Origin of the sequence: Bradyrhizobium sp. (assembly GCF_004799405.1) — a bacterium.
Lineage (GTDB): Bacteria > Pseudomonadota > Alphaproteobacteria > Rhizobiales > Xanthobacteraceae > Bradyrhizobium.
This window is the reverse complement of sequence record NZ_SSMW01000151.1, coordinates 82298-105951: the sequence shown is the minus strand read 5'-3', so window position 1 is coordinate 105951 and position 23654 is coordinate 82298. Positions and strand designations below refer to the sequence as shown.

At 62.8% G+C, this 23654-nt stretch carries 22 protein-coding genes; 11 read left to right on the top strand and 11 right to left on the bottom strand.

The genetic code is table 11. The annotated features are described in order from the left end of the window. Positions 1-6: 6 nt before the first annotated feature. From E7813_RS24185 to E7813_RS24165, 5 genes are all read right to left on the bottom strand, one after another. On the bottom strand, positions 7-711 hold the full coding sequence (locus tag E7813_RS24185) for an ABC transporter ATP-binding protein (protein WP_291577806.1): 705 nt from the start codon (positions 709-711) through the stop codon (positions 7-9). Then, on the bottom strand, positions 704-1477 hold the full coding sequence (locus E7813_RS24180; protein ID WP_291577805.1) for an ABC transporter ATP-binding protein: 774 nt from the start codon (positions 1475-1477) through the stop codon (positions 704-706). Before E7813_RS24180 ends, E7813_RS24185 begins: the two co-directional genes overlap by 8 nt. A gap of 29 nt (positions 1478-1506) precedes the next feature. Beyond that, positions 1507-2817 (bottom strand): ABC transporter substrate-binding protein, encoded by a 1311-nt coding sequence (locus E7813_RS24175; protein ID WP_291577804.1) that lies wholly within the window; start codon positions 2815-2817, stop codon positions 1507-1509. Positions 2818-3004: 187 nt separating this feature from the next. Continuing rightward, positions 3005-5008: a hypothetical protein gene (locus E7813_RS24170; RefSeq protein ID WP_291577803.1), complete on the bottom strand. Its 2004-nt coding sequence runs from the start codon at positions 5006-5008 to the stop codon at positions 3005-3007. 133 nt (positions 5009-5141) lie between these two features. Next, on the bottom strand, positions 5142-6143 hold the full coding sequence (locus E7813_RS24165) for an NADP-dependent oxidoreductase (RefSeq protein WP_291577802.1): 1002 nt from the start codon (positions 6141-6143) through the stop codon (positions 5142-5144). Positions 6144-6354: 211 nt separating this feature from the next. Between E7813_RS24165 and E7813_RS24160 the strand changes: the two genes are divergently transcribed. Then, entirely contained in the window at positions 6355-7650 is a 1296-nt protein-coding gene (locus E7813_RS24160; RefSeq protein WP_291577801.1) for a dicarboxylate/amino acid:cation symporter, read from the top strand. Positions 7651-7662: 12 nt separating this feature from the next. Then, positions 7663-8589: an amino acid ABC transporter substrate-binding protein gene (locus E7813_RS24155; RefSeq protein WP_291577800.1), complete on the top strand. Its 927-nt coding sequence runs from the start codon at positions 7663-7665 to the stop codon at positions 8587-8589. A 3-nt stretch (positions 8590-8592) separates the two neighbouring features. On the opposite strand, the gene E7813_RS24150 is transcribed toward E7813_RS24155, so the two are convergent. The 3 genes from E7813_RS24150 to E7813_RS24140 form a co-directional block, all read right to left on the bottom strand. Further along, positions 8593-8868, bottom strand: a complete 276-nt coding sequence (locus E7813_RS24150) for a hypothetical protein (protein WP_291577799.1) — start codon at positions 8866-8868, stop codon at positions 8593-8595. A 76-nt stretch (positions 8869-8944) separates the two neighbouring features. Next, positions 8945-10261 (bottom strand): cyanophycin synthetase, encoded by a 1317-nt coding sequence (locus E7813_RS24145; RefSeq protein ID WP_291577798.1) that lies wholly within the window; start codon positions 10259-10261, stop codon positions 8945-8947. Then, positions 10254-11258, bottom strand: a complete 1005-nt coding sequence (locus E7813_RS24140) for a hypothetical protein (RefSeq protein ID WP_291577797.1) — start codon at positions 11256-11258, stop codon at positions 10254-10256. The genes E7813_RS24145 and E7813_RS24140 overlap by 8 nt, the downstream gene beginning before the upstream one ends. Before the next feature lie 296 nt (positions 11259-11554). On the opposite strand from E7813_RS24140, the gene E7813_RS24135 reads away from it, so the two are divergent. From E7813_RS24135 to E7813_RS24125, 3 genes are all read left to right on the top strand, one after another. Then, entirely contained in the window at positions 11555-12328 is a 774-nt protein-coding gene (locus E7813_RS24135) for a ferredoxin--NADP reductase (protein ID WP_291577796.1), read from the top strand. A gap of 142 nt (positions 12329-12470) precedes the next feature. Beyond that, entirely contained in the window at positions 12471-13343 is an 873-nt protein-coding gene (locus tag E7813_RS24130; RefSeq protein WP_291577795.1) for a patatin-like phospholipase family protein, read from the top strand. Between the two features lie 228 nt (positions 13344-13571). Continuing rightward, positions 13572-15197, top strand: a complete 1626-nt coding sequence (locus E7813_RS24125; RefSeq protein ID WP_291577793.1) for an FMN-binding glutamate synthase family protein — start codon at positions 13572-13574, stop codon at positions 15195-15197. A gap of 117 nt (positions 15198-15314) precedes the next feature. On the opposite strand, the gene E7813_RS24120 is transcribed toward E7813_RS24125, so the two are convergent. Further along, entirely contained in the window at positions 15315-17441 is a 2127-nt protein-coding gene (locus E7813_RS24120) for a carbohydrate porin (protein ID WP_291577792.1), read from the bottom strand. An 85-nt stretch (positions 17442-17526) separates the two neighbouring features. Here E7813_RS24120 and E7813_RS24115 point away from each other — a divergent pair, with 85 nt between their 5' ends. After that, on the top strand, positions 17527-17736 hold the full coding sequence (locus E7813_RS24115) for a hypothetical protein (RefSeq protein ID WP_291577791.1): 210 nt from the start codon (positions 17527-17529) through the stop codon (positions 17734-17736). Between the two features lie 153 nt (positions 17737-17889). On the opposite strand, the gene E7813_RS24110 is transcribed toward E7813_RS24115, so the two are convergent. Continuing rightward, complete coding sequence (locus E7813_RS24110; protein WP_291577790.1) at positions 17890-18150, bottom strand: hypothetical protein; 261 nt, start codon at positions 18148-18150, stop codon at positions 17890-17892. A gap of 146 nt (positions 18151-18296) precedes the next feature. Beyond that, complete coding sequence (locus E7813_RS24105; protein ID WP_291577789.1) at positions 18297-19112, bottom strand: creatininase family protein; 816 nt, start codon at positions 19110-19112, stop codon at positions 18297-18299. Between the two features lie 125 nt (positions 19113-19237). Here E7813_RS24105 and E7813_RS24100 point away from each other — a divergent pair, with 125 nt between their 5' ends. Genes E7813_RS24100 through E7813_RS24080 form a run of 5 tightly spaced genes read left to right on the top strand, consistent with a single transcriptional unit; the run spans position 19238 to position 23599 of the window. Continuing rightward, positions 19238-20254 carry an ABC transporter substrate-binding protein gene (locus E7813_RS24100; RefSeq protein WP_291577788.1) on the top strand — a complete coding sequence of 339 codons (1017 nt, stop codon included), beginning with the start codon at positions 19238-19240 and terminating at the stop codon, positions 20252-20254. A 6-nt stretch (positions 20255-20260) separates the two neighbouring features. Beyond that, entirely contained in the window at positions 20261-21073 is an 813-nt protein-coding gene (locus E7813_RS24095) for an ABC transporter ATP-binding protein (protein ID WP_291577786.1), read from the top strand. Further along, complete coding sequence (locus E7813_RS24090; RefSeq protein WP_291577785.1) at positions 21073-21909, top strand: ABC transporter permease; 837 nt, start codon at positions 21073-21075, stop codon at positions 21907-21909. The genes E7813_RS24095 and E7813_RS24090 overlap by 1 nt, the downstream gene beginning before the upstream one ends. Next, on the top strand, positions 21909-22898 hold the full coding sequence (locus E7813_RS24085) for a 2-hydroxyacid dehydrogenase (RefSeq protein ID WP_291577784.1): 990 nt from the start codon (positions 21909-21911) through the stop codon (positions 22896-22898). Before E7813_RS24090 ends, E7813_RS24085 begins: the two co-directional genes overlap by 1 nt. Continuing rightward, on the top strand, positions 22898-23599 hold the full coding sequence (locus tag E7813_RS24080) for an AprI/Inh family metalloprotease inhibitor (RefSeq protein WP_291577783.1): 702 nt from the start codon (positions 22898-22900) through the stop codon (positions 23597-23599). The genes E7813_RS24085 and E7813_RS24080 overlap by 1 nt, the downstream gene beginning before the upstream one ends. Positions 23600-23654 lie beyond the last annotated feature (55 nt).

Below are 23654 nucleotides of genomic sequence, written 5' to 3'. Positions count from 1 at the left end.
TTTCACCTAGACTCCAAGATAGGCTTGCCGAATGGTGTCGTTGGCGAGCATCTCGCTCGATCTGCCCGAGGCGCGGATGGTTCCTGCTTCCAGGAGGTAGGCGCGATCGACCACGCGCAAAACCTGCTGCACGTTCTGCTCCACGATCAGCACGGTCAGCCCGCCGGCCCGGATTCGCTTCACCAATTCGAAAACCTGCTGGACCACGACAGGCGCAAGGCCGGCCGAGGGCTCATCGAGCAGCAGCAGCTTCGGATCGGACATCAAGGCGCGGCCGATCGCGCACATCTGCTGTTCGCCGCCGGACATGGTGCCGGCAAGCTGGTGGCGGCGCTCCTTCATGCGCGGGAACAGATCGAACACGAACGCCAGCCGTTCAGCATAGCGCGCGCGCGCCTCCGGCATGAAGGCGCCCATCTTGAGATTGTCTTCCACCGTCAGACGGGGAAACAACCGGCGATTCTCCGGCACATGCGCGATGCCGAGGCTGACGATGCGATGTTCCGGCGTTTTCAGGATATCGACGCCCCGCATCGAGATCGACCCGGCGCGGGGCCGGATCAGGCCGGAGATCACCCGCATCAGGGTGGTCTTGCCGGCGCCGTTGGGCCCGATCACGCCGACCGCTTCGCCGGCCTTGACGTCGAGATTGACGCCGAACAGCGCCTGGAACGTGCCGTAGCCGGCATCGACCGATCTCAGCTCAAGCATGGGCCGCTCCGGGACGGCGCGCTTGTGCCGCCGCGGCCTGGGTCGCATCGGCGTCGGTGCCGAGATAGACCTCGATCACCCGCGGATCGCTCGATACCTCGCTCGGCAGGCCCTCGGATATCTTCTCGCCGTGGTCGAGCACCATCACGCGATCGACCACACGCATCAGCACGCCCATGATGTGTTCGACCCAGATGATGGTGATGCCGAGCTCGTCGCGGATCTTGCGCAGCATGTCGGCGGCCTGCTCCATCTCGGTATCGTCGAGCCCGCCCAGGCTCTCGTCGGCCAATAGCAGCTTCGGCCCGGTCGCCAGCGCCTTGGCGAGTTCAAGCTTCTTCAACCCGGCGGCGCCGAGTCCGTCGACGCTCATGCTGCGGTCCGCCGGCAGGCCGACCATGGCGAGTGCGCGTTCGGCGGCTTCATCGGCTTTCGCGCGGCTGTGCCGGCACTGCCCGAAATAACCCGCCAGCGCCACATTCTCGAACATCGTCAGGCGATGGAACGGCCGCGGGATCTGAAAGGTGCGGCCGATGCCGCGATTGATGATCCGGTGCGGCGGCAGGCCCGAGATCTCGGCGCCGTCGAACGTCATCGAACCCGAGGTCGGCGGAAACGTGCCGGACAGCATGTTGAAGATCGTGCTCTTGCCCGAGCCATTCGGGCCGATCAGGCCGAGAATCTCGCCCTGATCGACCTTGAACGACACGTTGTTGACGGCCTTGAAGCCGCCAAACCGCTTTACCAGGCCCTCGACTACCAGCACGGCGGTCCCTTCCGTCGGTTCAGAACCGCCTACTTGTAGCTGTAGGTGGTGCCGGCCGGCAGCGGCAGCACCGGCTCGCGAGCCGCCTGGCCCTTCGGCCATACCACATAGGACTTGTCGTCAATGTACTGAATGACGACCGGGAACGAACGCTCGTTCTGGCCCGCCATCACGGTACCCTCGGCGTAGAACTTGACGCCGAAGCCCAGCATGGTGCCGCCTTCGGGAATGTCGGTGTCCATCGCAGCCTTGCGCAGGGCGTCGGGATCGACGCCGCCGTATTTCTTGATCGCGCGCGGCAGCACGTCGTTGAGGAACACATAGCTGTTCGAGGCGGCAATGCCGACATGGGCGGAGCGGATGGCGACGCCGGGCTTTATCTTGTCGAACTCGTCGCCGACCATCTTGATGACGGGCAACAGCTTTGGATCGAGGCCCTTGGGATTGGCCAGCCAGATCGAGATCGGATCGGTGTCGAAGATGTAATTGGCGTCGGGGCCGAGGCCTTCCTTCAGCTTCTCGTAGACGCCGTAACCCGCGCCATGACCGACGATGGCACCGAACTTCAGGCCCTGTTCGCGCGCCTGCCGGAACAACAGCGTGATGTCGGGATTGTAGCCGGTGTGGAAAATCACATCCGGCTGGGCCCGCTTCAGCTTGGTGACAAGCGCCGACAGATCGGGAGCGGTCGCCGAATAGCCTTCCTTCAGCACCACGTTGAAGCCGGCCTTCTTGGCGCCGGCTTCGTTACCCTTGGCGACGTCGACGCCGTAGGCGCCGTCTTCGTGGATGATGGCGACGCGCAGGTCCTTGGGTTCCTTGCCGAACTTCGACAGCGAGTTCTGGGCGATGAAGTCCATCGTCATCAGCCCGAACTGATCGCCGCTGGCCTGCGGCCGGAAGACATATTTGTAATTCTTGTTCTCGAACACGCCCGAGGAAATGCAGGTGGTCATCCACATGAATTTCTTGAGCTGCTCGACGCGCGCGGCCACCGGCACGCATTGCGCCGACGAGAAGAAGCCGAGCAACATGTCGACTTTTTCCTGCTCGAGCAGGCGCACCGACTCGTTGATCGCGACATCGGGCTTGCTCTGGGCGTCGGCATAGACCGCCTCGACCTTGTAGCCTTCCACGCCGGTCTTGACGTACTGGTCGAGCATGATCTTGGCGCCGATATATTCCAGCTCCGAACCGCCACCCGCGAGCGGGCCGGTCAGGTCGAAGATGACGCCGATCTTGATCTTCTTGTCCTGGGCTTGGGCGGAAACCGCTATCCCCAGCATCGCACCCGCGACCATCAGCCCGCCAAACAGGCGGGCAGCCTTACGCACTGGCATTAAAGCCTCCCTGGAAATTGTGCATTGTGTTTCTTGTTTTTTGTTGGCCGCCATCACAGGGGGAGCGGGCAGCGATGTCAAGCGCCTGGCGTGCTGGCGCCACGCCGAAACGCAAGAATATTGGCTGCCGTAAACACCGCGCGCCGGCTGGACGCCCCGCCGCGTCCACGGCAACGTGCGCCAACCGCTAAGCGTGCGTCGGCCAGTGCCGCTCGCGAAACCAGCCGCGGTAATCCGACGACATCTTCGCGGTCTGCGCCTGCGGGGCGTGCCGCTTGCAGGTCGACGCCTCCTCGCTGTTGGCGGGTGCTGCCCAGCGCAGCTCGGCGCAGTCGTTCGGATTGTAGGCCATTTCGAAATCCACCGTCCGGTCGAGAACGTCCTTGAGCGACAGCGTCCACTGCGAACCGTCGCTGCGGGTATAGGATATTTTGCGCGAGGCGAGCTCGGAGACGAGCACGCCCTGCAATTCGCTCTTGACGTCCTCGATGCTCTTGCCCGGGGGCATCGCGTAGCGCGCCGCACGCCGCGCCACGCGATCGGGGAATCCGCGGACCACATCGATCGCGATCAACAGACGGAAATCGCGCGCCGGCGTCGAGTAGTCTTCCCACGCGCCGGTGGTCTCGAAGATCGAAGCGCCGTTCGGCATCCCGATCTCGGCGGGTTGCTTCTCCAGATATTTTCGTCCGTTTTCGACCGAGGTGACGCGGGTCTTGACCTGCTCGTTGAGGCTCGCGATGGCGTCCGTCATCGCCTTCACCGGATCGAGCGGCTCGGGCGACATCACGTCGTCCATACGATCGTAGAAATCCTCCGGGCTCATCTGCGACTGATCGAGCGAAAAATCGCCGTATTGCGGGTTCCTGGCGATGTCGGCATTGGTCAGCCGCCGCAGCGGACCGTTCTTGTCGCGCAGGATGGGGCGGAAGTGCTTGAAGCCGGGGCTGCCGAGCGCAGCATCGTGCACGAACAGAAAATTGCCGCGCCAGAAGCGCTTGCGCGTGATCGATCCGTCGGGCTCGGCATCGACGGCGAGGAAGACGCCCGGCGTGCCGTTCTGTTCCGGCACGCGACGCACCAGCATCAGAACGTGGCCGTAGGGATCGGCGTACACCGTGCCTGGGCGCAGCGTCTGCTGGGTCAGCGGGACCGTGTAGAAATCGGTGTTGTCGTCGTTCGCCACCACGCGCACGGCGCCGGTGTGGACGACGTCGCCGACGTCCCGCAAATATTCGCCGAACGTCGTCGGGCGCTTCGGCTTCGGCGGGGCTGACTTGGCGGCCGGCGCAACGGCAGGCTCGTCCGGCTGCGACCGGCCAAACAACCCCATAAACCTGGGCGTTGGCGCCGTCGGAGGAGCGGCGGCGGTGGCCGAGGCGATGTCCTGATCGGGCGGCGGCGGTGGACGCGTCAGCTCGGGATGCTCGATGTCGAACCACTGCGAGCATTTGGGCGGCTTGCCGGCCATGCCGCGCGAGCAACTCGAATAGCCGAACGGCAGCCCCATCTTGTAGGCGAAATAGGCCCGCAGGAAGTAGACGAAATCGGCGCAGTCGGGACGAAGGCCGTTCTTCGGGGTGTCCTCGCCGGCGCCCAGATAGTTGAACAGAAAATTGCGCGACTGATCGCGCAGCACGTCCTGCCAGACTTTCCAGGACAGATCCTGGTCGGGCGGCGCGTCGAACAGCTTCTCGATCCACACCGAAAACAGCGATTCGGTGGTGTGGTTCCAGCTACTGCGCACCTGCCAGAAGCTTCCCGGCGGGGTGCGCGGAGGATCCGGCTTGCGGGCGCTCACGGCGATGTCGTGCGTGATGGTGCTGCATTCCGCCGGCATGTCGTCGAGCGCCAGCGCCGCATGCCAGGTGCCCGCGACCGGCGTCGCGACCTCGGCGTACCAGGAATAGGGCGATCCGCCGTGCCGGTCGGGCGACCTGGCCGCGACGCTGCCATCGGGCGCAATCAGCGAAAACACGCCTTGCAGCGGTTTTTCGGTGACGATCATCACGCGCAGCGGCGCGCCTTTCCATGGCGTGATCGGCGAGGGCAAGACCGTGAGTTCGGCCACGTCACCGCAGCTGCCGGATGCCGCTTCGGCCGGGGACCCCATGATCGAAAGAAGCAGGATGAAACATCCACTCGCGATCAGCAACACCGTCGCAGCACTAAAGCGGCGTGCGAGAAGCATCTGAACGATAACCTTCCTGGAACGCCCCGGAACCGCATTCGGCCCTATCAGCGGGGCCTGGTTGCAGAATACCGAATTGGCGGGCGTCAGTCAGCAAATTTGACGGCGATTTTGCGGCCGCGGGATTTTGAAATTACACCTTGATCATCCGCTTGCCGCGGTTTTCGCCGGCCAGCAGTCCGATCAGCGCCTTCGGCGTGTTCTCCAGGCCGTCGATGACGTCTTCCTGCACCTTCAGTTTTCCGGCAGAGACCCATGATTGCAGGTCGCTCAAGGCCTCGCCGCGCTGGTCCATGAAGTCCATCACGATGAAGCCCTGCATGATGAGGCGCTTGACCACGATCAGGCCGGGCACGCCGCGCGGCCCGGTCGTCGACGGCACGCCGTCATATTGCGAGATCGCGCCGCAGCAGGCGATACGGCCGCGATTGTTCATCTGCGCGAGGCACGCTTCGAGGATGTCGCCGCCGACATTGTCGAAATAGACATCGATGCCCTTCGGTGCTGCGGCCCTCAGCGCCTTGAAGACCGCGCCGTCCTTGTAGTCGACCGCGGCATCGAAGCCGAGTTCGCTGGTGAGCCAGTGGCACTTGTCCTTGCCGCCGGCGATGCCGACCACGCGGCAGCCCTTGATCCTGGCGATCTGGCCGACGATCGATCCGACCGAGCCGGCGGCGGCCGAAACCACCACGGTTTCGCCGGCCTTTGGCTTGCCGACATCGAGCAGGCCGAAATAGGCGGTCAGCCCGGCGATGCCGTAGACGCTGAGAAGATGCGTCATCGACTCGACCCTCGGCATCTTGCTCAGGTGCTTCGCCGGTAGCGCTGCGTAGTCCTGCCAGCCGGTATCGCCGAACACGATGTCGCCCGGCACAAGACCCGGCGCTTTCGACGACACCACTTCGGCAATGCCGCCGCCGGCCATCACGGTGTTGGCCTCGACCGCCGCGCGATAGGTCGCGCCGTGCATCCAGGCCCGGTTGGCGGCGTCGAGCGAAATATAGCGCACCCGCACCAAAACTTCGCCGTCCTTTGGTTCCGGGATGGCTGCTTGCGACATCTTGAAATGCTCGGGTCCAAGTTTCCCGGCCGGTTTTTCGACCAGCAAAACCTGCCGATTGACATTGTCATTCATGGCATTCCCTCCCGATCTGGCCGTTCCTGATGCAATTGACCGCGCGCGAAACGCGCAACTGCACACATTGTGCGCTATGCCCGACGCTAGTCGGCGCACGTCCATTCCACAACGGGAACATTGTGGCAAACGCATCGGATGTTCGAAGCGTGTTGCGTCGCCCTCAAAATCTGCCAAACTCGCCGGCAGTCAAACTTACGGGGGTAAGAAAATGTCCAACAGGTTTACGCAATACATCCTGATCGCGATGGGGCTCGGCATCGTGATGGGAACGCTGGTCTTCAACTATCTTCCCGACATAAGGGCGGATATCGCCGCGGACGTAAACCTGATCGCGATGCTGTTCCTGCGCCTGATCAAGATGATCATCGCGCCTCTGGTGTTCGCCACCCTGGTCGGCGGCATCGCCCATATGGGCAGCGGCGCCAGGCTCGGGCGCATCTTCGCCAAGACCATGGGCTGGTTCGTCAGCGCCTCGTTCGTGTCGCTGCTGCTTGGCCTTGTGATGGTCAACCTGCTGCAGCCGGGCGCCAATTTCCCGGGCACCCTGCCGGACAAGGCGCAATCGACCGGCCTGCCGGTGTCGGCGTTCTCGATCGAGAAATTCCTGACCCATCTGATTCCGACCTCGATCGCGGATGCGATGGCACAGAACGAGATCCTGCAGATCGTGGTGTTCGCGGTGTTCTTCTCGGTCGCGCTGGGCGCGATGCCGGAGCGTTCCAAGCGGATGCTGGAGCTGATCGACGACCTCGGCCACATCATGCTGAAGGTGACAGGTTACGTCATGCTGTTCGCGCCGCTCGCGGTATGGGCGGCGATCACGGCAACGGTGGCCAAGAACGGCTTGCTGGTGCTCTGGAAACTCGTCGTGTTCATGGGCGGCTTCTATCTGTCGCTGATGCTCCTGTGGGCCATCCTGGTCGTCGTCGGCTTTGTGGTCATCGGGCCGCGCTACAGCCACCTGCTGCGGTTGATTCGCGAACCCCTGATGATCGCGTTCTCGACCGCCAGTTCGGAGGCCGCGTATCCCAAGACCCTGGAGGGCCTCAACCGGTTCGGGGCGTCGCCGCGGATCTCGAGCTTCGTGCTGCCGCTCGGCTATTCGTTCAATCTCGACGGCACCATGATGTACTGCACCTTTGCCAGTATCTTCATCGCGCAGACCTACCACATCGAAATGTCGCTCGGCACCCAGCTGGCGATGCTGGCGACCTTGATGATTACCTCGAAGGGCGTCGCCGGCGTTCCGCGCGCCTCACTGGTGGTGATCGCCTCGACCCTCAGTCAGTTCGGCATTCCCGAGGCTGGATTGCTGATGATCATGGGGATCGACACCTTCCTCGACATGGGACGCAGCGCCACCAACGTGATCGGCAACTCGCTCGCCACCTCCGTCGTGGCGCAGTGGGAAGGCGAACTGGCGCCCGAGCACGCGCTTGGACCCGACGACGCCGTTCCGCCGGATATGATCCCCGGCGAAATTCCCGCGATGGCCGGCCATTGACGGGAGCGATGCATGCGCCAAGGTTCGAGGCGATCGATCTGGGGTGGCGGCCTGTTGCTGGTAGCGTGTCTGCTGGCAACGGCTGCGACGGCCCAGACCGGCGGCGAGGGGCTTAGCCCGACGCTCGCCAATATCAAGCAGACCCATGTCGTGCGCCTGGGTTATCGCGAAAGCTCGCCGCCATTCTCGTTTCTCGATCAGGCCAACCGGCCGATCGGTTACAGCCTCGAGCTTTGCGAGGCCGTCGTCGATGAGATCGGCGTCGAGGTCGACGATGCCAATCTGAAGATCGAATACGTCAAGGTCACCTCGGACGACCGTATTCCCGCGGTGGTGCAGAACAAGATCGACCTCGAATGCGGATCGACCACGGCGAACGCAGAACGCGGCAAGCAGGTGGCGTTCTCACCTCTGATGTTCGTGGCCGGCACCAAGCTGATGGTGCCGAAGGCCTCGACCATCTCGGCCCCGAAAGACCTGCAAGGCAAGACCGTGGTGGTCACCAAAGGCACCACCAACGAACAGGCCATGCACGCCGTCGACAAGAAGTTCGCGCTCGGCCTCAATATCGTGGCGTCGCCGGATCACGAGCAATCCTACCAGATGCTGGTGGACGGCAAGGCCGACGCGTTCGCGACCGACGACATCCTGCTGTACGGGTTGATCGCGCGGCACAAGTCGCAGGACAAGTTTCGCGTCACCGGCGATTACCTGTCCTACGACCCCTACGGCATCATGTATCGCAAGGGCGAGCCGCAATTGACCGCGGTGGTCGAACGCGCCTTCCGCAAGCTGGGTTCGAATCACGACCTGATTCCGCTTTACAACAAATGGTTCATGTCGCGCCTGCCCACCGGCGAGCGGCTCAACGTCGCGATGTCGCCGCAACTGGAGGACGCCTTCAAGGCGCTCGACGATACCGAAGGAGCGAGTAACTAGCTTTCAGGGCTTGATGCCGAGCGCGGCTTGGGTCGCGCCAAGCGTGTGGCTGAAGGCCGCCTTGGTCTGACCGGCCAGGGTGCCGGCTTCATAGGTCGGACCGGCCGTAAAGCCTGTCCTGGGAAAGCCTGTCCTGGGTTTGATGCCGACCGCGCGTCCGACCCTGGACAGGGTGTCGGCGAAGCTCGTCGTTGCCGCGCTCGCGGCCTTGTTCAGGCCGGCGGCCTGTTTTGCCACCATCGCGGCTGCAGACGAGGTCACGGACGATATGTCGGTCATGCGATGCTCCGGTACGGAACCATCGGTCGGTCATGGTTAACGCGCCGTTAACGCGCTGGATCGACCGTTCACGGCGTCAAAAGAAATTCAGATCCTGCGCGCGTCCACCGCGCGCGACGGTTGCGTATTCGATGGCCGAAAATAATCCGCCGGCCGCATAAATCCTCCGTCGCCGCGAGGTGGCGAGCGTGCGGCTGAGGCTGACCGCGGCCTCGATGGTTGCCGCGACCTCAATGTCTGCATGCGGATTGGCTTTCCGCGCCGCCTCCGCAATGCGCCCGGCATCGGCGCCCTTGTGACGCGCCGTGGTGCAGACGATGGTGTCGAACGATGGCGCCAGCGCGCCGACGATTTCGGTCGCTTTCTTGTCGCTGGAAATGCCGATCACGAGAAGCCAGTTGTCGGCGCCATGAATCGCCTTGAGGCTCGCAAGCGATTGCCGGATGGCGTCGGGGGTGTGGCCGACGTCGATGATCGTGAGCGGATCGCGGTGGATGACCTCGAGCCGCCCGGGCCAACGGGTGTCGCGGAGGCCCGATCGCACGGCGGATTCGATCGTCGCAGATTTTTGTTTCGGCCGCGCCTGTCCGAGCCAGAGCAGGAACAGCGCGATGGCGATGGCCGCGTTGTTGAACTGGAATGCGCCCGGCAGGCCGATCTCGAGCGTTTGGAATCTCCAGGCCTCGAACCGGAAGTCGAACCGCTGCCCGGTGGTCGAGACGGTTTCACCGCCGACCCTGATGTCGTCGCGCACAAACAGCGAGGCGATCTCGCGATGGCGATTGTATTCGAGCAGATGCGACCGCAGCTTTCGGCAATTCTCGCCATAGACAATGCTGCCGCCGGCAGCGCAGGCGTCGCTCTTGTCGGAAGCGATCAGTTCCAGCGTGTTTCCCAGCAGTTCGACATGCTCGTAGTCGACCGACGTCACACAGGTAAAGCGCGCGCCGACCAGACGCACCGGATCATAGCGGCCGCCGATACCGGCCTCGAACACCGCAAAATCGCACTGGCTGTCCTGAAAGTGCAGGCAGGCCAGCGCGAACAGCGCTTCGAACGCGCCGAAGCTTTCGCCGCAGCGCTGCGAAATTTCCGCGATAGCGGCTTTCACGCGCGCCACCAGTCGCTTCAGTGCATCGTCGCAGATCGGGGTGCCGTCGACCTGGAAGCGTTCGTTGAAACGAAACAAGTGCGGCGAAGTGAACAGGCCGGTTCGCAAGCCGTAGGCGCGGGCGATATTTGCGGAGAACGCCGCGGTACTGCCTTTGCCGTTGGAGCCGGTCACCACGACCGACATGCGTCGCAGCCGAGCGCGATCCACCGACAACGCGTCGAGCAGCAACGCCATCCGCGCCAGGCAAACGCCGTCGCCGTATTTCGGAAGGTCAAACACCCAATAGTCCCATCGCCGAAAACGTGTGGCGCCAGATTTTCAGGATCAGGTCGTCGCGGCCCGATTGTTCCAGCAACCGAATCGACGGATTGGAGTTCACCTCGATAATCGCCATCGCGTGCGGATCGCCGGTCAACTCCGTGAACATGTCGACCGCTGCAACACGCAGCCCAAGCGCTTTGGCCGCCCTTTTCGCCAGCGCGTATGCGGCGAGTTCGGGGCGCGGGGTTTCGAGCACCATGGTTCCCCCTGCGCTCAGGTTCATCCGTCCGGGAATCTCCCAGCGCGCGCCGCTTGGCAACACGATGTCGAGCGAAGCGTCACCGTCGACGGCAGCCGGCGAAAGCCCGTGGGACCGCAATGCTTCGTTGTGGGCGGCCAGCAGGTCGCGGATCGTGCGCCCGCCGTCGCCCAGCACGAAGGGCGGATATTTGCGCGCCGAATAAGCCACCTCGTCGTCGAGGACGAAAATCCGGTGTTCGATTCCCGAGACGACCGGCTGGATCAGGATCGAATCGTAGTATCGGGCCACTTCGTCCAAGTATCGAATGAGTGCCGCTTCGCCGTGAAGGGCTTGCGCGAAATCGCCGCGCGAGCCGAGCAGAGGTTTGACGAAGGCGCTTACCCCCAGCTTCCTGAAATATTCCAGCGCGTTTTCCCGTTCATGCCCCGACGGGCGATGCGCACGGTGTCGCTGGTGCAGGAAGAAATACTCGCCGCCCAGGGTGGGGACGCCGGCACGCTCGAGAATCTTGTTGGTGAAATACTTGTCCGATGCCAGCGTCGAGGCGGTGGCGTTGTTTTGCGGATACCATGAGCAGCGCCCCGCGCCGAAATGGATGCTTTTGGTCGTTGAAGCGACGCTGAATACGAGTCCCGTTCCGCCATCGATATCGGCGAACGCCAGTCCGAGTTCGGCGCAGGCATATTCCGCATACACCGCCTGGTCTGGATAGGAGCCCGGTCTGCCCGATCGAAAATCCCCGAGGCTTCGCATGCGGTGTCGATTCCGATCTGCCTGTTTCCTGCGCCGTAATTAACTGCCAGAAGGATGCCGATCTCAGCAAGTTAATTGCGCATGCGACGAAGCGCGATAACGACGTGTCGAACTTTTTTGCAAAATAATTTGTCCGCCTTTTTGAGCCCTCAATTGCGCTCCAGGGCTTATCGACTATCTCTGATAGCGGCGGCGGTCACACGCTAAATCGCCAATGATCCCAAGGGTTTTTCGCTTCATCAAGGACCGGACAACCCGATCGTTCTACACAAGTGAGATCGGATAAATCAAAACACATGAGCGCATTCCATCGAGAGAAAGTTCTTTCCGTCCGGCATTGGACCGATACACTTTTCAGCTTCACCGCCACCCGCAATTCCGGCTTTCGATTCCAGAACGGGCAGTTCGCGATGATCGGCCTTGAGGTCGATGGCCGTCCCTTGCTGCGCGCCTACAGCATGGCGAGCGCCAATCACGAAGATTCGCTGGAATTCTTCAGCATCAAGGTTGCCGACGGGCCGCTGACCTCGAGGCTTCAGCAAATCCGAAAGGGCGATACCATCCTGGTCGGGCGCAAGGCGACCGGGACGCTGATCGCGGATAACCTGATACCGGGCAAGCGACTGCTGCTGTTGTCGACCGGCACCGGTTTGGCGCCGTTCGCGAGCCTGATCAAGGATCCGGAAGTCTACGAGCGGTACGAGACCATCGTTCTGGTTCACGGCTGCCGGCAGGTATCCGAACTGGCCTATGGCGAAGAGCTGGTGGCGAAGTTGCGGGATGACGAATTTCTCGGGCCGCTGTTGACCGGCAAGCTGGTGTATTATCCGACCGTCACCCGCGAGCCGTTCCGCAACCGCGGCCGCATCACCGACCTGATCGCCTCCGAGCAATTATTCGACGATGTCGGTTTGCCGCCGCTGGATATCGCGCATGACCGGATCATGATGTGCGGCAGCCCCGGCATGCTCGAAGAGCTGCGCGAAATGTTCGAAACGCGCGGTTTTCTCGAAGGCAGCCACAGCGAGCCCGGCCATTTCGTCATCGAAAAAGCGTTCGTGGAGCGCTGACGTCACGCCGTCATTGCGGGTTCGCGCGACGACGCGCGCCCCGGAATGACGAGTTTGTCGATGGCGCCGCCTGCCCTTCGGCTGCTATAAGCCTTGCAAAACGCCGCGACGCCGACGCGGCGTTAAGGGAGCAAGCGAGGCTTTGTCCATATCCGACCCTAGCGGCCCGACCAAGACGGCCTTTGTATTCGCAGGTGGAGGCAGCTTCGGCGCCATTCAGGTGGGCATGATGCATTCGCTCGCCGCGCACGATATTTGCCCCGATCTGGTGGTCGGCTCCAGCGTCGGCGCCCTGAACGGGGCGTTCTATGCCGGCGATCCCACGCTGAAGGGCGTGCTGCGGCTCGAAACCATCTGGCGCGGGCTGATACGCCAGGACGTTTTCCCGATCACGTGGCGCACCGTGCTGAGCTTTATCCGGCACCGTGATTTCCTGATCCCGCATGACGGGATCCAGAAGCTGATCGACGATCACATCCCGTTTCGCAACTTGCAGGATGCCACGCTGCCGCTTCATATCGTGGCAACCGATATTATCTCGGGTGACAGCGTGGTGTTGTCGGAGGGTCCCACCGCCCAGGCGATCATCGCCTCGACCGCGATTCCCGGTGCTTTCGCGCCGGTCCGCTACAAGGATTTCTATCTGGCCGACGGTGCGATCTCGAGCAATACGCCGATCAAGGTCGCCGTCTCAAAAGGCGCCAACCGCCTGATCGTGCTGCCGACCGGATACGCCTGTTCGACCCACGAGCCTCCGGTCGGCGCAGTCGCAAATGCGCTGCATGCGCTGACGCTCCTGATCTCGCGGCAGATGGTCAGCGAACTGGAAGACCTCGGCGCCGGCATCGAGTACTTCGTGGTGCCGCCACTATGTCCGCTGGTGGGATCGCCTTACGATTTCTCGCGAACCGCGGATCACATTGAACGCGCGATCAGGAACACCGACGCCTGGCTGGCGCAAGGCGGCCTGGAGCAGCGCACGATCCCGCACTCGATGCGCCCGCATGACCACTGAGCAGTCGGGATTTTACCAAGCTACGTTGCACCGCAAAACTCGCGTCCCGGGCGATATGGTACGCCACAGGGGCGGATTGATTCTGCGCTGCCGAATTCGGTTGCCTCGAAAGCGGCCCGCTGTCACATCCCTGACCTGTACGCTCTATATCGTGTAGAGCTTATGCGGATAGTTGGGTTAGGCTGCGGCCGCCAAGAATAATACGACAGAATCTGCCTCAGGGGTCCTATGGAAACGCTGCTGCTTCCGTTTTCGCCACGCTTCATCGTTCTGACCATCTGCGCCGTCGTCACCGCGCTGCTTCTCGGCATCGGGATCGCGGATCACAGGACATTCGATGTTGTCCTGATTCCGATCGTGATTTTCGGCGCGCTGACGCTGCTCGGCGTTCGCGACCTCATGCAGCAAAGTCACGCGGTGTTGCGCAACTATCCGATATCGGCCCACCTGCGTTTTTTGCTCGAAGAGATCAGGCCGGAAATGCGGCAATACTTCTTCGAGAGCGAGAAAGACGGCATGCCGTTTTCCCGCGACGCCCGCGCGGTGATCTATCAGCGCGCGAAGATGGTATTGGACAAGCGCCCGTTCGGCACCCAGGAGGACGTCTATCGCGAGGGTTACGAGTGGATGCATCATTCGGTGGCGCCGAAGCCGCATGCCGACGAAAAATTCCGCATTACCATCGGTGGTCCGCAGTGCACCAAGCCGTATTCGGCCTCGGTCTTCAATATTTCGGCGATGAGCTTCGGCGCGCTCAGTCCCAACGCGGTGCGCGCGCTGAATGCGGGGGCGAAAAAAGGAAACTTCGCGCATGACACCGGCGAAGGCGGCGTCAGTCCCTATCATCGCGAGAACGGCGGCGACCTGATCTGGGAGGTCGGCTCCGGGTATTTCGGCTGCCGCAATCGCGACGGCTCCTTCAATCCGGAAGAATTCGCACGGATGGCCTGCGACGATCAGATCAAGATGGTCGAGCTCAAGGTCAGCCAGGGCGCCAAGCCCGGCCATGGCGGCGTGTTGCCGGCGGCCAAGGTGTCGGAAGAAATCTCAAGGATCAGGGGCGTTTCGATGGACGAGGACTGCATCTCGCCGGCCTCGCACAGCGCCTTTTCGACGCCGCTGGAAATGATGGCCTTCATCGGCGAGATGCGGCGGCTATCCGGCGGCAAGCCCGCCGGATTCAAATTGTGCATCGGCCATTCCTGGGAGTTTCTGGCGATCTGCAAGGCGATGCTGCAGAGTGGAATCTATCCCGATTTCATCGTGGTCGACGGCAAGGAGGGCGGCACCGGCGCGGCGCCGGTGGAATTCATGGACCATCTGGGCATGCCGATGCGCGAAGGCGTCAATTTCGTCCACAACGCGCTGATCGGCATCAACGCGCGCGACCGCATCCGCATCGGCGCCGCCGGAAAGATAGCGACCGCGTTCGATATGGCGCGCGCCATGGCGATCGGCGCGGACTGGTGCAATTCGGCGCGCGGCTTCATGTTTTCGCTGGGCTGCATCCAGTCGCTGAGCTGCCATACCGATCGCTGTCCGACCGGTGTGACCACGCAGGATCCAACCCGCAGCCGCGCCTTGGTGGTGCCGCACAAGATCGAGCGGGTCTACAATTATCACCACGCCACCCTGCATGCGCTGACCGAGTTGATTGCGGCGGCGGGCCTCGAACATCCGCAGGAAATTCGCCCGATCCATTTCTCGCAGCGGACCTCGACCACCGAAGTCCAGTCGTTCGCCAAACTCTATCCGACGCTTCGTCCGGGAGAGTTGATCGACGGCACCGGCGATCCGCGCTTCCGCGAGGCCTGGGCGCTGGCGCGGGCGGAAAGTTTCTCGGCGGCCGGGTGAGAACAATAACGGGCGCCAGAGCCATTTCCGTTCCGATCGAATCGGAACGGGACTCTGGATTCTTGTTTTGACGCGTTTTCTTTACGCGAACCGGTATCCACTTCGCTCGAAAACGCTCTAGTATTGCGTATGCAGCCGGAAACCGAGCACCGAGACAGGTCCCCGGTCGCGATTGTAGGCCGGGTTGACGATGAGCTGGTAGTCCAGCGTGACCTTGGCGGCGAACACCGGAAAGCTGTAGTAGGTCTCCAGGATTTTTTCGTTGCCGGGGTTGGGCAGCATGCCGTCGCCAACCAGAATTCCCAGTCCCCCGTCATTGAGAAACGCCTGGTGGACCCTGGAAATGCCGTTGACGACGCCGGCAATCCCGAAGGTGTCGTCGTCCCGCCCCCATTGCTTTCCCGAAATCGAGAGGCCTGCGGCGACGGTGCGGTCGACGTCGGTGAATTCATAAGGCTCGATATTGCCATTGGCGATGCCGGCGCGGGCAAAGAAGCCGACATTGGGCATCAGTTGCTGCTCCAGGTTCATGCTGATGCCGCCGCGGCTTTGGTATTGCCGCACGGCCGCGATATCGGCAGGTCCGCCGGTTATGGCGGCCAACTGGATGGCGTCCTCGAAGCTTCCCATCCGGCCTCGGGTCAGGAATCCGGTGATCGCCAGCTTGCCGGGTTGATCCGCAATGGAATAGCGCCGCTCGATCTCGCCGACCAGCTGGAACTGGTCGAAATGCGAATCGAGCGTGGTCGTATTCGGCGCGGTCGAAAGGTCGAAGATGCCTGCTCGCACGGTCCACGGGCCTTGATACCACTCCACGGCGCTGCCAACCGTATAGGCCCAGGCGTCGGCGGCGTAATCGAACGTCCCGGTGTCGATGATGGTCCAGTTCATGAAGTCGACGCGAGGATCATGGGCGTATTTATTGGTGTCGAAGATGTCGCCGACGCTGAATTTCCCGATCGTGAACACCAGCCGGTCCGCCGTCTGCGTCCCGGAAAACTGGGTTAGCCCGGCATCGACTTTCTGGGCTTCGCCGCCGAGGTCGATGGTCTGGCGCAGGAACGCACGCTGCAGGCGGGTGTAGGGATATTCCGCCCCGACCTTGTAGGCCTCGCCGCTCGGGAAGCCGGCAGCGCCGACCGATCCGCTCAGGCCAAAGCCCTGATCGATTTCCGGAGTGATCCATGCTTCGGCGCCCTGCCACAGCCGGACGCCGGCGTACAGAGTGATATCCGCGGTCTCGCGGCCGATGTTCGGCGCGAGGCTGTTCTTGCCGCTGTAAGGAGCCGCAAACGGCGGGTCATACTGGTTGAGATAGGTGGCCTGGGCATGGAACGCGACGCGGTCGGTCTCCAGCGCGGAGGCCCCCTTGGTCAGGAAGTCCGGGATGTGGGTGTCATCGCCGATCTTGTAGTTCAGGCCGAGCCGGAGGCTTTGCATGTTGAGGTCGGAGCTGTAATTTTGTGCTCCCGCCGGGAAGATCGTTCCCAAACGGCCGAATCCGGTCCACAGAAATTCGGCCCTGGCGCTCCAGTTGCCGGCGACCGGAACCTCGACGCCGATTCCCGCCGCCCACCCCAATCGCCACATCAGCGCGGTATCGACCGTCCCCGGTGTCGCGAAACCGGCGACGGGGACGCCGGCGACCTGGGTCCGCGTCACCTGGTCGTAGGTCCAGGCCAGCCCGCCTGTTCCATAGAGCAGCAAATGATCGAAGGCATAGCCGATGCGGGCGCGGGCGCTGCCGTAATGGATCACCGCCTCGCCATAGGTCACTTCACCGGCGAGGGGCGAGGTCACCGTCTGGCTGCCGCGCACCGCATAAGGGATCAGCACGTCCGAATTGGGAAAGCTGGCGTCGGCTTCGAAGCCCAGCAGCCAATGCGACGGAAAAACGTGATTATATCCGCCCTGCAGCCCGGCGACATAACTGCCCGTTCCGGCCATGAAATCGAAATTGAACGGAAGATCGAATGAGCCGTTCAAAGCCGGCCCGCCGAACCCGGGTTGGGTTGCAGACCAGTTCGACGAGCCTCGGATCACCCCGATGTGGGCGCCGACATACCAGCCGCTCCAGTCGTAACCTTTTGCTTCCTGCAGCCGCGCGGCTTTCGCGACGTAGGCCACGGGCGCCTTGACGGGAAGGCTCGTGGGCAGGTCATCGGCGGCCGCCGGGCCGGTCACCAGCAGGCCGAGCCCAAAGCCCGCGAACACGCGCTCCCTGGATCGGCTGCGGTGGGTCATCCCGTGAATATTTCCAGCGCGAGCATTGCCGCTCTCTGTTGTGGTCACTGCAAGTATGCCGGCGCGCTGCCATCAAGGAAAACAAATGAAGCCATCAGTCCACGACGATTCGGACTTGCCGCTTCTTGCCGTTTCCAGCGGTCAAAAGCCAGATCAAGGCAAGGCGCAATCTATTCCTGCCTTATTGCAAATTGTTCGCAGTTGGAAGGATGAATACCAGGGAGCTGCTGGATGGCATCGTATTGTGACGGGCGTGCAACAGCGCACGCCGATGAATCAACCGGAAAAAAGATGACCCGCCCGGGGGGACAACCGGGCGGGTCGGGTGCGGCACGGGGGTGGATGAGGCGCCCGTGCCGGACGCAGGATCCACGAAGAGAGCGTTTTCGAGCGAAGTGGGTGCCGGCGCGCGTGAAGAAAGCGCGCAAGGCGAAAATGCATCAGCCGATCAGTAGCAGGTGCGAACGCGGCCGAGGTAGTTGCCGTAGGCATCGAACTGCCGAACCCAGCCGCAGCGGCGATAGCCGTCATAGTAGTAGCCATCGTTGGCGGCGATCGCGCTGCTGACCACGGCGGCGCCGACCAGGCCGGCTCCGATGCCCCAGCCGAGGCCGAAACCCTTGGCTTCCGCCGGGGTGGTTGATGCGATGGAAGCGGTGACGGCGAGCGTCGCGAGAGCGAGAGCGGCAATTCTGGTTTTGATCGACATGGGAAACTCCATCCTGTTTTGCAGCGGGTCCGTTGTGGTCCGCGTGCCAGTTGGACGAAGCCTCCTGGAATCCGGTTCGAATCGCCTCTATTAATTCCGGGTAATGATAATTTCGCAACTATTCCATATAGTTACGAGAAGAGCCGTCAAATCCCCGGTCCGTCGGCGAGCGTAGCCGGATCGAATTGATCAATGTCCGCAAGCAACTCGCAGAACGCCGCCGCGCCGTGATCGAGCAGGCGCTGGCCTTTCTCCGCGGAGGCCTGCGTCGCGTCGCCGGCCGCGCCGCTGGCATGAAGGTCCTGGGCCTGCCACGCGAACGGCGCCGGCCGATGCGCCGAAAGCCGGCGGTAATCTTTTTCCATCGCCATGCTGGCGGGACGAAAATCGGCAACCGCCTCATGACGGACATGCTGCTGGTAGCGGGCCAGCATGATCGAGGTTTCGGCCGCGCCGCCATGAATGCCATGGCGCAGTTCTTCGGCGGAAAACAATTCCTCCGCAGCACTGAGGCGCGACCATCCGGTGGTGACGACGAGAAGCCGGTGTTGCGCGCGCAAATCCTGCGCCACAAGGGTCATGGCCGCGCTGTTGCCGCCGTGGCTTGTGACCATCACCAGCTTTTTGACGCCGGCGCGCGCCACGCTTTCACCGAGCGCCATCCATGTCCGCAGCGCTGTTTCGGTCGGCAGCGTCAGCGTGCCGGGATAGCCGATATGCTCGGTGGAAATTCCGACCGGCTGGAGCGGAAGGAATGTCACCGGAATGTTTTCCGGCAGAAGCTCGCGCACCCGCGCCAGATAGGCCTGCGCGATCATGACGTCGGTGCCGAGAGGCAAATGCGGACCGTGCTGTTCGGTCGCCGCCAGCGGCAATACCGCAATCCATCGCGACGGCCCCGATGCGGCGAGGTCAGGCCAGTGGATGTCGGTCCAGTCGCGGGGCGGAAGCAGGGAAGTCATCGAGCCAAACGTTTCTTTGGACGGATTTGCATTGTATCTGTATTCGGTCCCGGTGCGGGCATTGATGCCCTTAGCCGGCCATATCGCCTCCCATCATGGGCCAGAACGATCGACGGAGTCCAACCATGAACCCGGCTCTTTTGCTGCGAGCGTTAACGGCGGGCCTTGTGGTCATGGCCATCGCCTCGGCGGGAGCCCAGACCACGCTGGACAAGGTCTCGTTCGGCACCAACTGGGTCGCGGAGGCCGAGCACGGCGGATTCTTCCAGGCCGTGGCCGACGGCACCTACAAGAGCTACGGGCTCGACGTTACCATCGTGCCGGGCGGCCCGAACAGCAACAACCGCATGCTGCTGACCGCCGGCAAGCTCGATTTCTTCATGAGCGCGAACACGCTGCAATCGTTCGACGCGGTGGCGAACAACGTGCCGCTGGTTACGGTGGCCGCCATCTTCCAGAAGGATCCGCAAGTCTTCCTGACCCATCCCGAATCGAAAGTCGCGAGGCTCGAAGACCTCAAGCCGCTGACGCTGTTCGTCTCCAAGGAGGGTATGTCCAGTTACTTTCAGTGGCTGAAGTCCGAGTATGGCTTCAGCGAGGACAAGGTCAGGCCCTACACCTTCAATGCGCAGCCGTTTGTCGTCGACAAGCAAAGCGCGATGCAGGGCTATGTCACCTCGGAGCCGTTCGCGGTCGAGAAAAGCGCCGGCTTCAAGCCGGGCATCATTCTGCTGGCGGATTACGGCTTCAATGCCTACTCGACCGTGATCGAAACCCGCCGCGACCTCACCAACAACAAGCCGGACCTGGTTCAGCGCTTCGTTGATGCCTCGATCGTCGGTTGGTACAACTATCTCTACGGCAACAACGCAGCCGCCAACGCCACGATCAAGAAACTCAATCCGGAAATGACCGACGAGTTGCTGGTCTACTCGATCGCCAAGATGAAGGAATACGGAATTGTCGATTCCGGCGATACCCTGCGCGACGGCATCGGCGCCATGACCGACGAACGCTACGCAAGCTTCTTCGACAAGATGGTGCGGGCCGGCGTCGTGCGCCGCGACATCGACTTCCGGAAAGCCTACACGCTGCGGTTTATCAACAAGGGCGTCGGCCTGAACCTGCGGCCAAAGAACTAGGGCGCGATGGCCGAGCCCAAAACCTTGTCCGAAACCGGAATCGGCACGGCGGATCTCGCGGTGAGCCTGCGCGGCGTCACCAAGGTCTATGGCAGCGGCGTGACGGCGCTGGGGCCGCTGGATCTCGACGTCGACAAAGGCGAGTTCGTCTCGCTGCTCGGGCCGTCGGGATGCGGCAAGTCGACCGCCTTGCGGCTGATCGCGGGGCTGAACGCACCGACCTCGGGCACCGTACGCGTTTCACGCCGCGCCAATCAGGCGCGCGGTACGCATTCGATCGGCTTTGTGTTCCAGGAGCCGACGCTGATGCCGTGGGCGAGCGTGCGCGAAAACGTCCGGCTGCCGCTGAAACTTGCGCATCAGCCCGCCGCCGAAGCAAACTCACGCGTCGGCGAGGCGTTAACGCAAGTGGGCCTCGCCGAATTCGCCGACGCCTATCCGCGCGAATTGTCCGGCGGCATGAAGATGCGGGTCTCGCTGGCGCGGGCCTTGGTCACCGATCCGGATATCCTGCTGATGGATGAGCCGTTCGCGGCCCTCGATGAAATCACCCGCTTCCGGCTCAACAACGATCTTCTGGCGTTGTGGCGCAATTTGCGCAAGACCGTCATCTTCGTCACCCATTCGGTATTCGAGTCGGTGTACTTGTCGCAGCGCGTGATCGTGATGACGTCGCGGCCCGGACGGATCGGCGCCGAGTTTCGCATCGCCGCCCCCGAGCCGCGGGGAGAGGATTTTCGAACCTCGGCCGATTATGCCGGCTACTGCCGCACGGTCTCCGGCGCGCTGGCGCCGTCCTATTCCGGAGCCGCCGGCTGATGGACGCCTTGCCAACACCGCCATTGGCCGCCGAGCCGGGTTCGCCGGAGAGCCGCACGGTTCGCCTGGTTCGAATTCTGCTTCCCATCGCCGTGCTCGCGGCGGGTATCGCGGTGTGGGCGCTGGTGGTGCGCATCAACAACATTCCGCCCTACGTTCTGCCGGGACCGGGCGCGGTGTTGCAGACGCTGATCGGCGATTGGCAGGTTTTGTCAAAATCGCTGCTGGTCACCTTGCTGACCACGCTCGAGGGTTTTGTGGCCGCAGCCGTCGGCGGGATCGTGCTGGCGCTGCTGTTCAATCAATCGAAATGGCTGGAATATTCGCTGTTTCCCTACGCCGTGATCCTGCAGGTCACGCCTGTCATTGCGATCGCGCCGCTATTGCTGATCTACCTTCCGCAAGAGACCGCCGTCATCGTCTGCGCCTGGATCGTCGCCTTCTTCCCGGTACTGTCCAACACCACACTCGGGCTGAATTCGGTGGACCGCAACCTGGCCGGATTGTTTCAACTCTATGGCGCCTCGCGGCTGCAGACATTACGGTATCTGAAATTGCCGGCAGCGCTGCCGTTCATCCTCGGCGGATTGCGGATCGCCGGCGGCCTGTCGCTGATCGGCGCCGTGGTCGCCGAAATCGCGGCGGGCACCGCCGGGGCGGGTTCCGGCCTGGCCTATCGAATCGCGGAATCCGGCTATCGCCTTAACATTCCCCGCATGTTTGCCGCGCTGCTGTTGCTGTCCGCCGCCGGGATTGTCATTTATGGGCTGCTGGCGCTAACCTCGCATCTGGTATTGCGGCGCTGGCACGAGAGTGCGCTTGGAAAGGAAAACTGATGGTGGCGGCGACTATTTCATCCGAGAAAATCGACTTGCTGATCTACGGGCCGACCAAGCCGATCGTCGAGAACGGGTTTTCCGACCAGTTCGTGCTGCATTCCTTTGAGACCACCGCCGATCTCGAGCGATTGACGCCGGCGGTCGCCGAGAAAATCCGCGGCGCCGCGGTGACCTACAATACCGTGCGCGGCGACAGCAAGACGCTGGCGCGGTTTCCGAAGCTCGAGATCGTCGCCGCGTTCGGCGTCGGCTACGATCATGTCGATGCGGCGTATGCGCGCGACCACAATATCGTCGTCACCAACACGCCGGACGTGCTGACCGAAGAGGTCGCCGATGTCGCGATGGGATTGCTGATCGCGACCTTGCGCGAATTCGTCAAGGCCGACCGCTACTTGCGCTCCGGCCTCTGGATGACGCAGAATTTTCCCTTGAGCGTCGGTTCGCTGCGCGACCGCAAGGTCGGGATGGTCGGCATGGGCCGGATCGGCCAAGCCATCGCGCGCCGGCTCGATGCATCCCGCGTTCCCGTAGTCTACCACACGCGCAATCCGGCGCCCGGCGTATCGTACAAGCATTATCCCGATTTGATCGAGATGGCGAAGGCGGTCGACACGCTGATCCTCATCCTGCCCGGCGGACCTTCGACCACCAAGATGATCAACGCCGATGTCATGAAGGCGCTGGGGCCGCGCGGCGTCATCATCAACGTGGCGCGCGGCACCGTGGTCGATGAGCCGGCGCTGATTGCGGCGCTGAAGTCCGGGACCATTTTGGCCGCGGGCCTCGATGTGTTCGCCAATGAGCCGACGGTGCCGGATGAACTTCGCGCGATGCAGAACGTGGTGCTGCTGCCGCATATCGGCTCCGGGTCGGTGGTGACCCGCAACGCCATGGACCAACTCGTGGTCGACAATCTCAAGGCCTGGTTCGCCGGAAAGCCGCCGCTGACGCCGGTTGCGGAAACCCCGGTGAAGAGCCGCTGATGATCGGCCGTCGCCTCGCTGTCGCGCTTGCGACGCTTCTGGCGTCGCTCGCTTGCGGATCGCAAGCCCGGGCCCAGGATGCCTCGACCTTGCGGAAGGACATGATCGGCCAGTGGGAGCTCTCGACCACCGAGCGCAGCAAGACCTGCGTGGTCACGCTCAAAAACGATTCGGCGCCGCAGGGGTTGAAGCTTGAGCTTGAACCCGGCTGCGCCGCGGCGCTGCCCTTCACCAAGGATATCGCGGGCTGGAGCATCAAGGGGCTCGGCGATATCGTGCGGCTGCAGGACGCCGCGGGCCAGGCGGTGATCGATTTTACCGAAGTCGAAAGCGGGATTTTCGAGGGGCTGAGACAGGGCGAGGGCATCTACATCCTGCAGAATCTCGCCGCCGCCCGCTCGCTGGCGAAATCGATGGACCAGATGATCGGCGACTGGGCGATGGTTCGCGGTAACGGCCAGGCGATCTGCGGCCTGACCCTGACCAATACCGAAGCGACGGCGGACAATTTCCAGGTCTTCCTCAAGCCGAAATGCGACCCCGCGATCGCAGCGTTCGCCCCGACGCAATGGCGGCTCGAGCACGGCCAGATGTTGCTGATGTCCGCCAGCGGCGAGGTCTGGCAGTTCGAGGCCGACGACAACGCGCAATGGCGCCGGGTGCCCGACGCTGCAGATCCGCTGATCATGCTGCGGCAGTAGCCATTCACGTTGTCCGGTCGACAACGGACCAAGGTGCAACGCGCGGAGAACAACC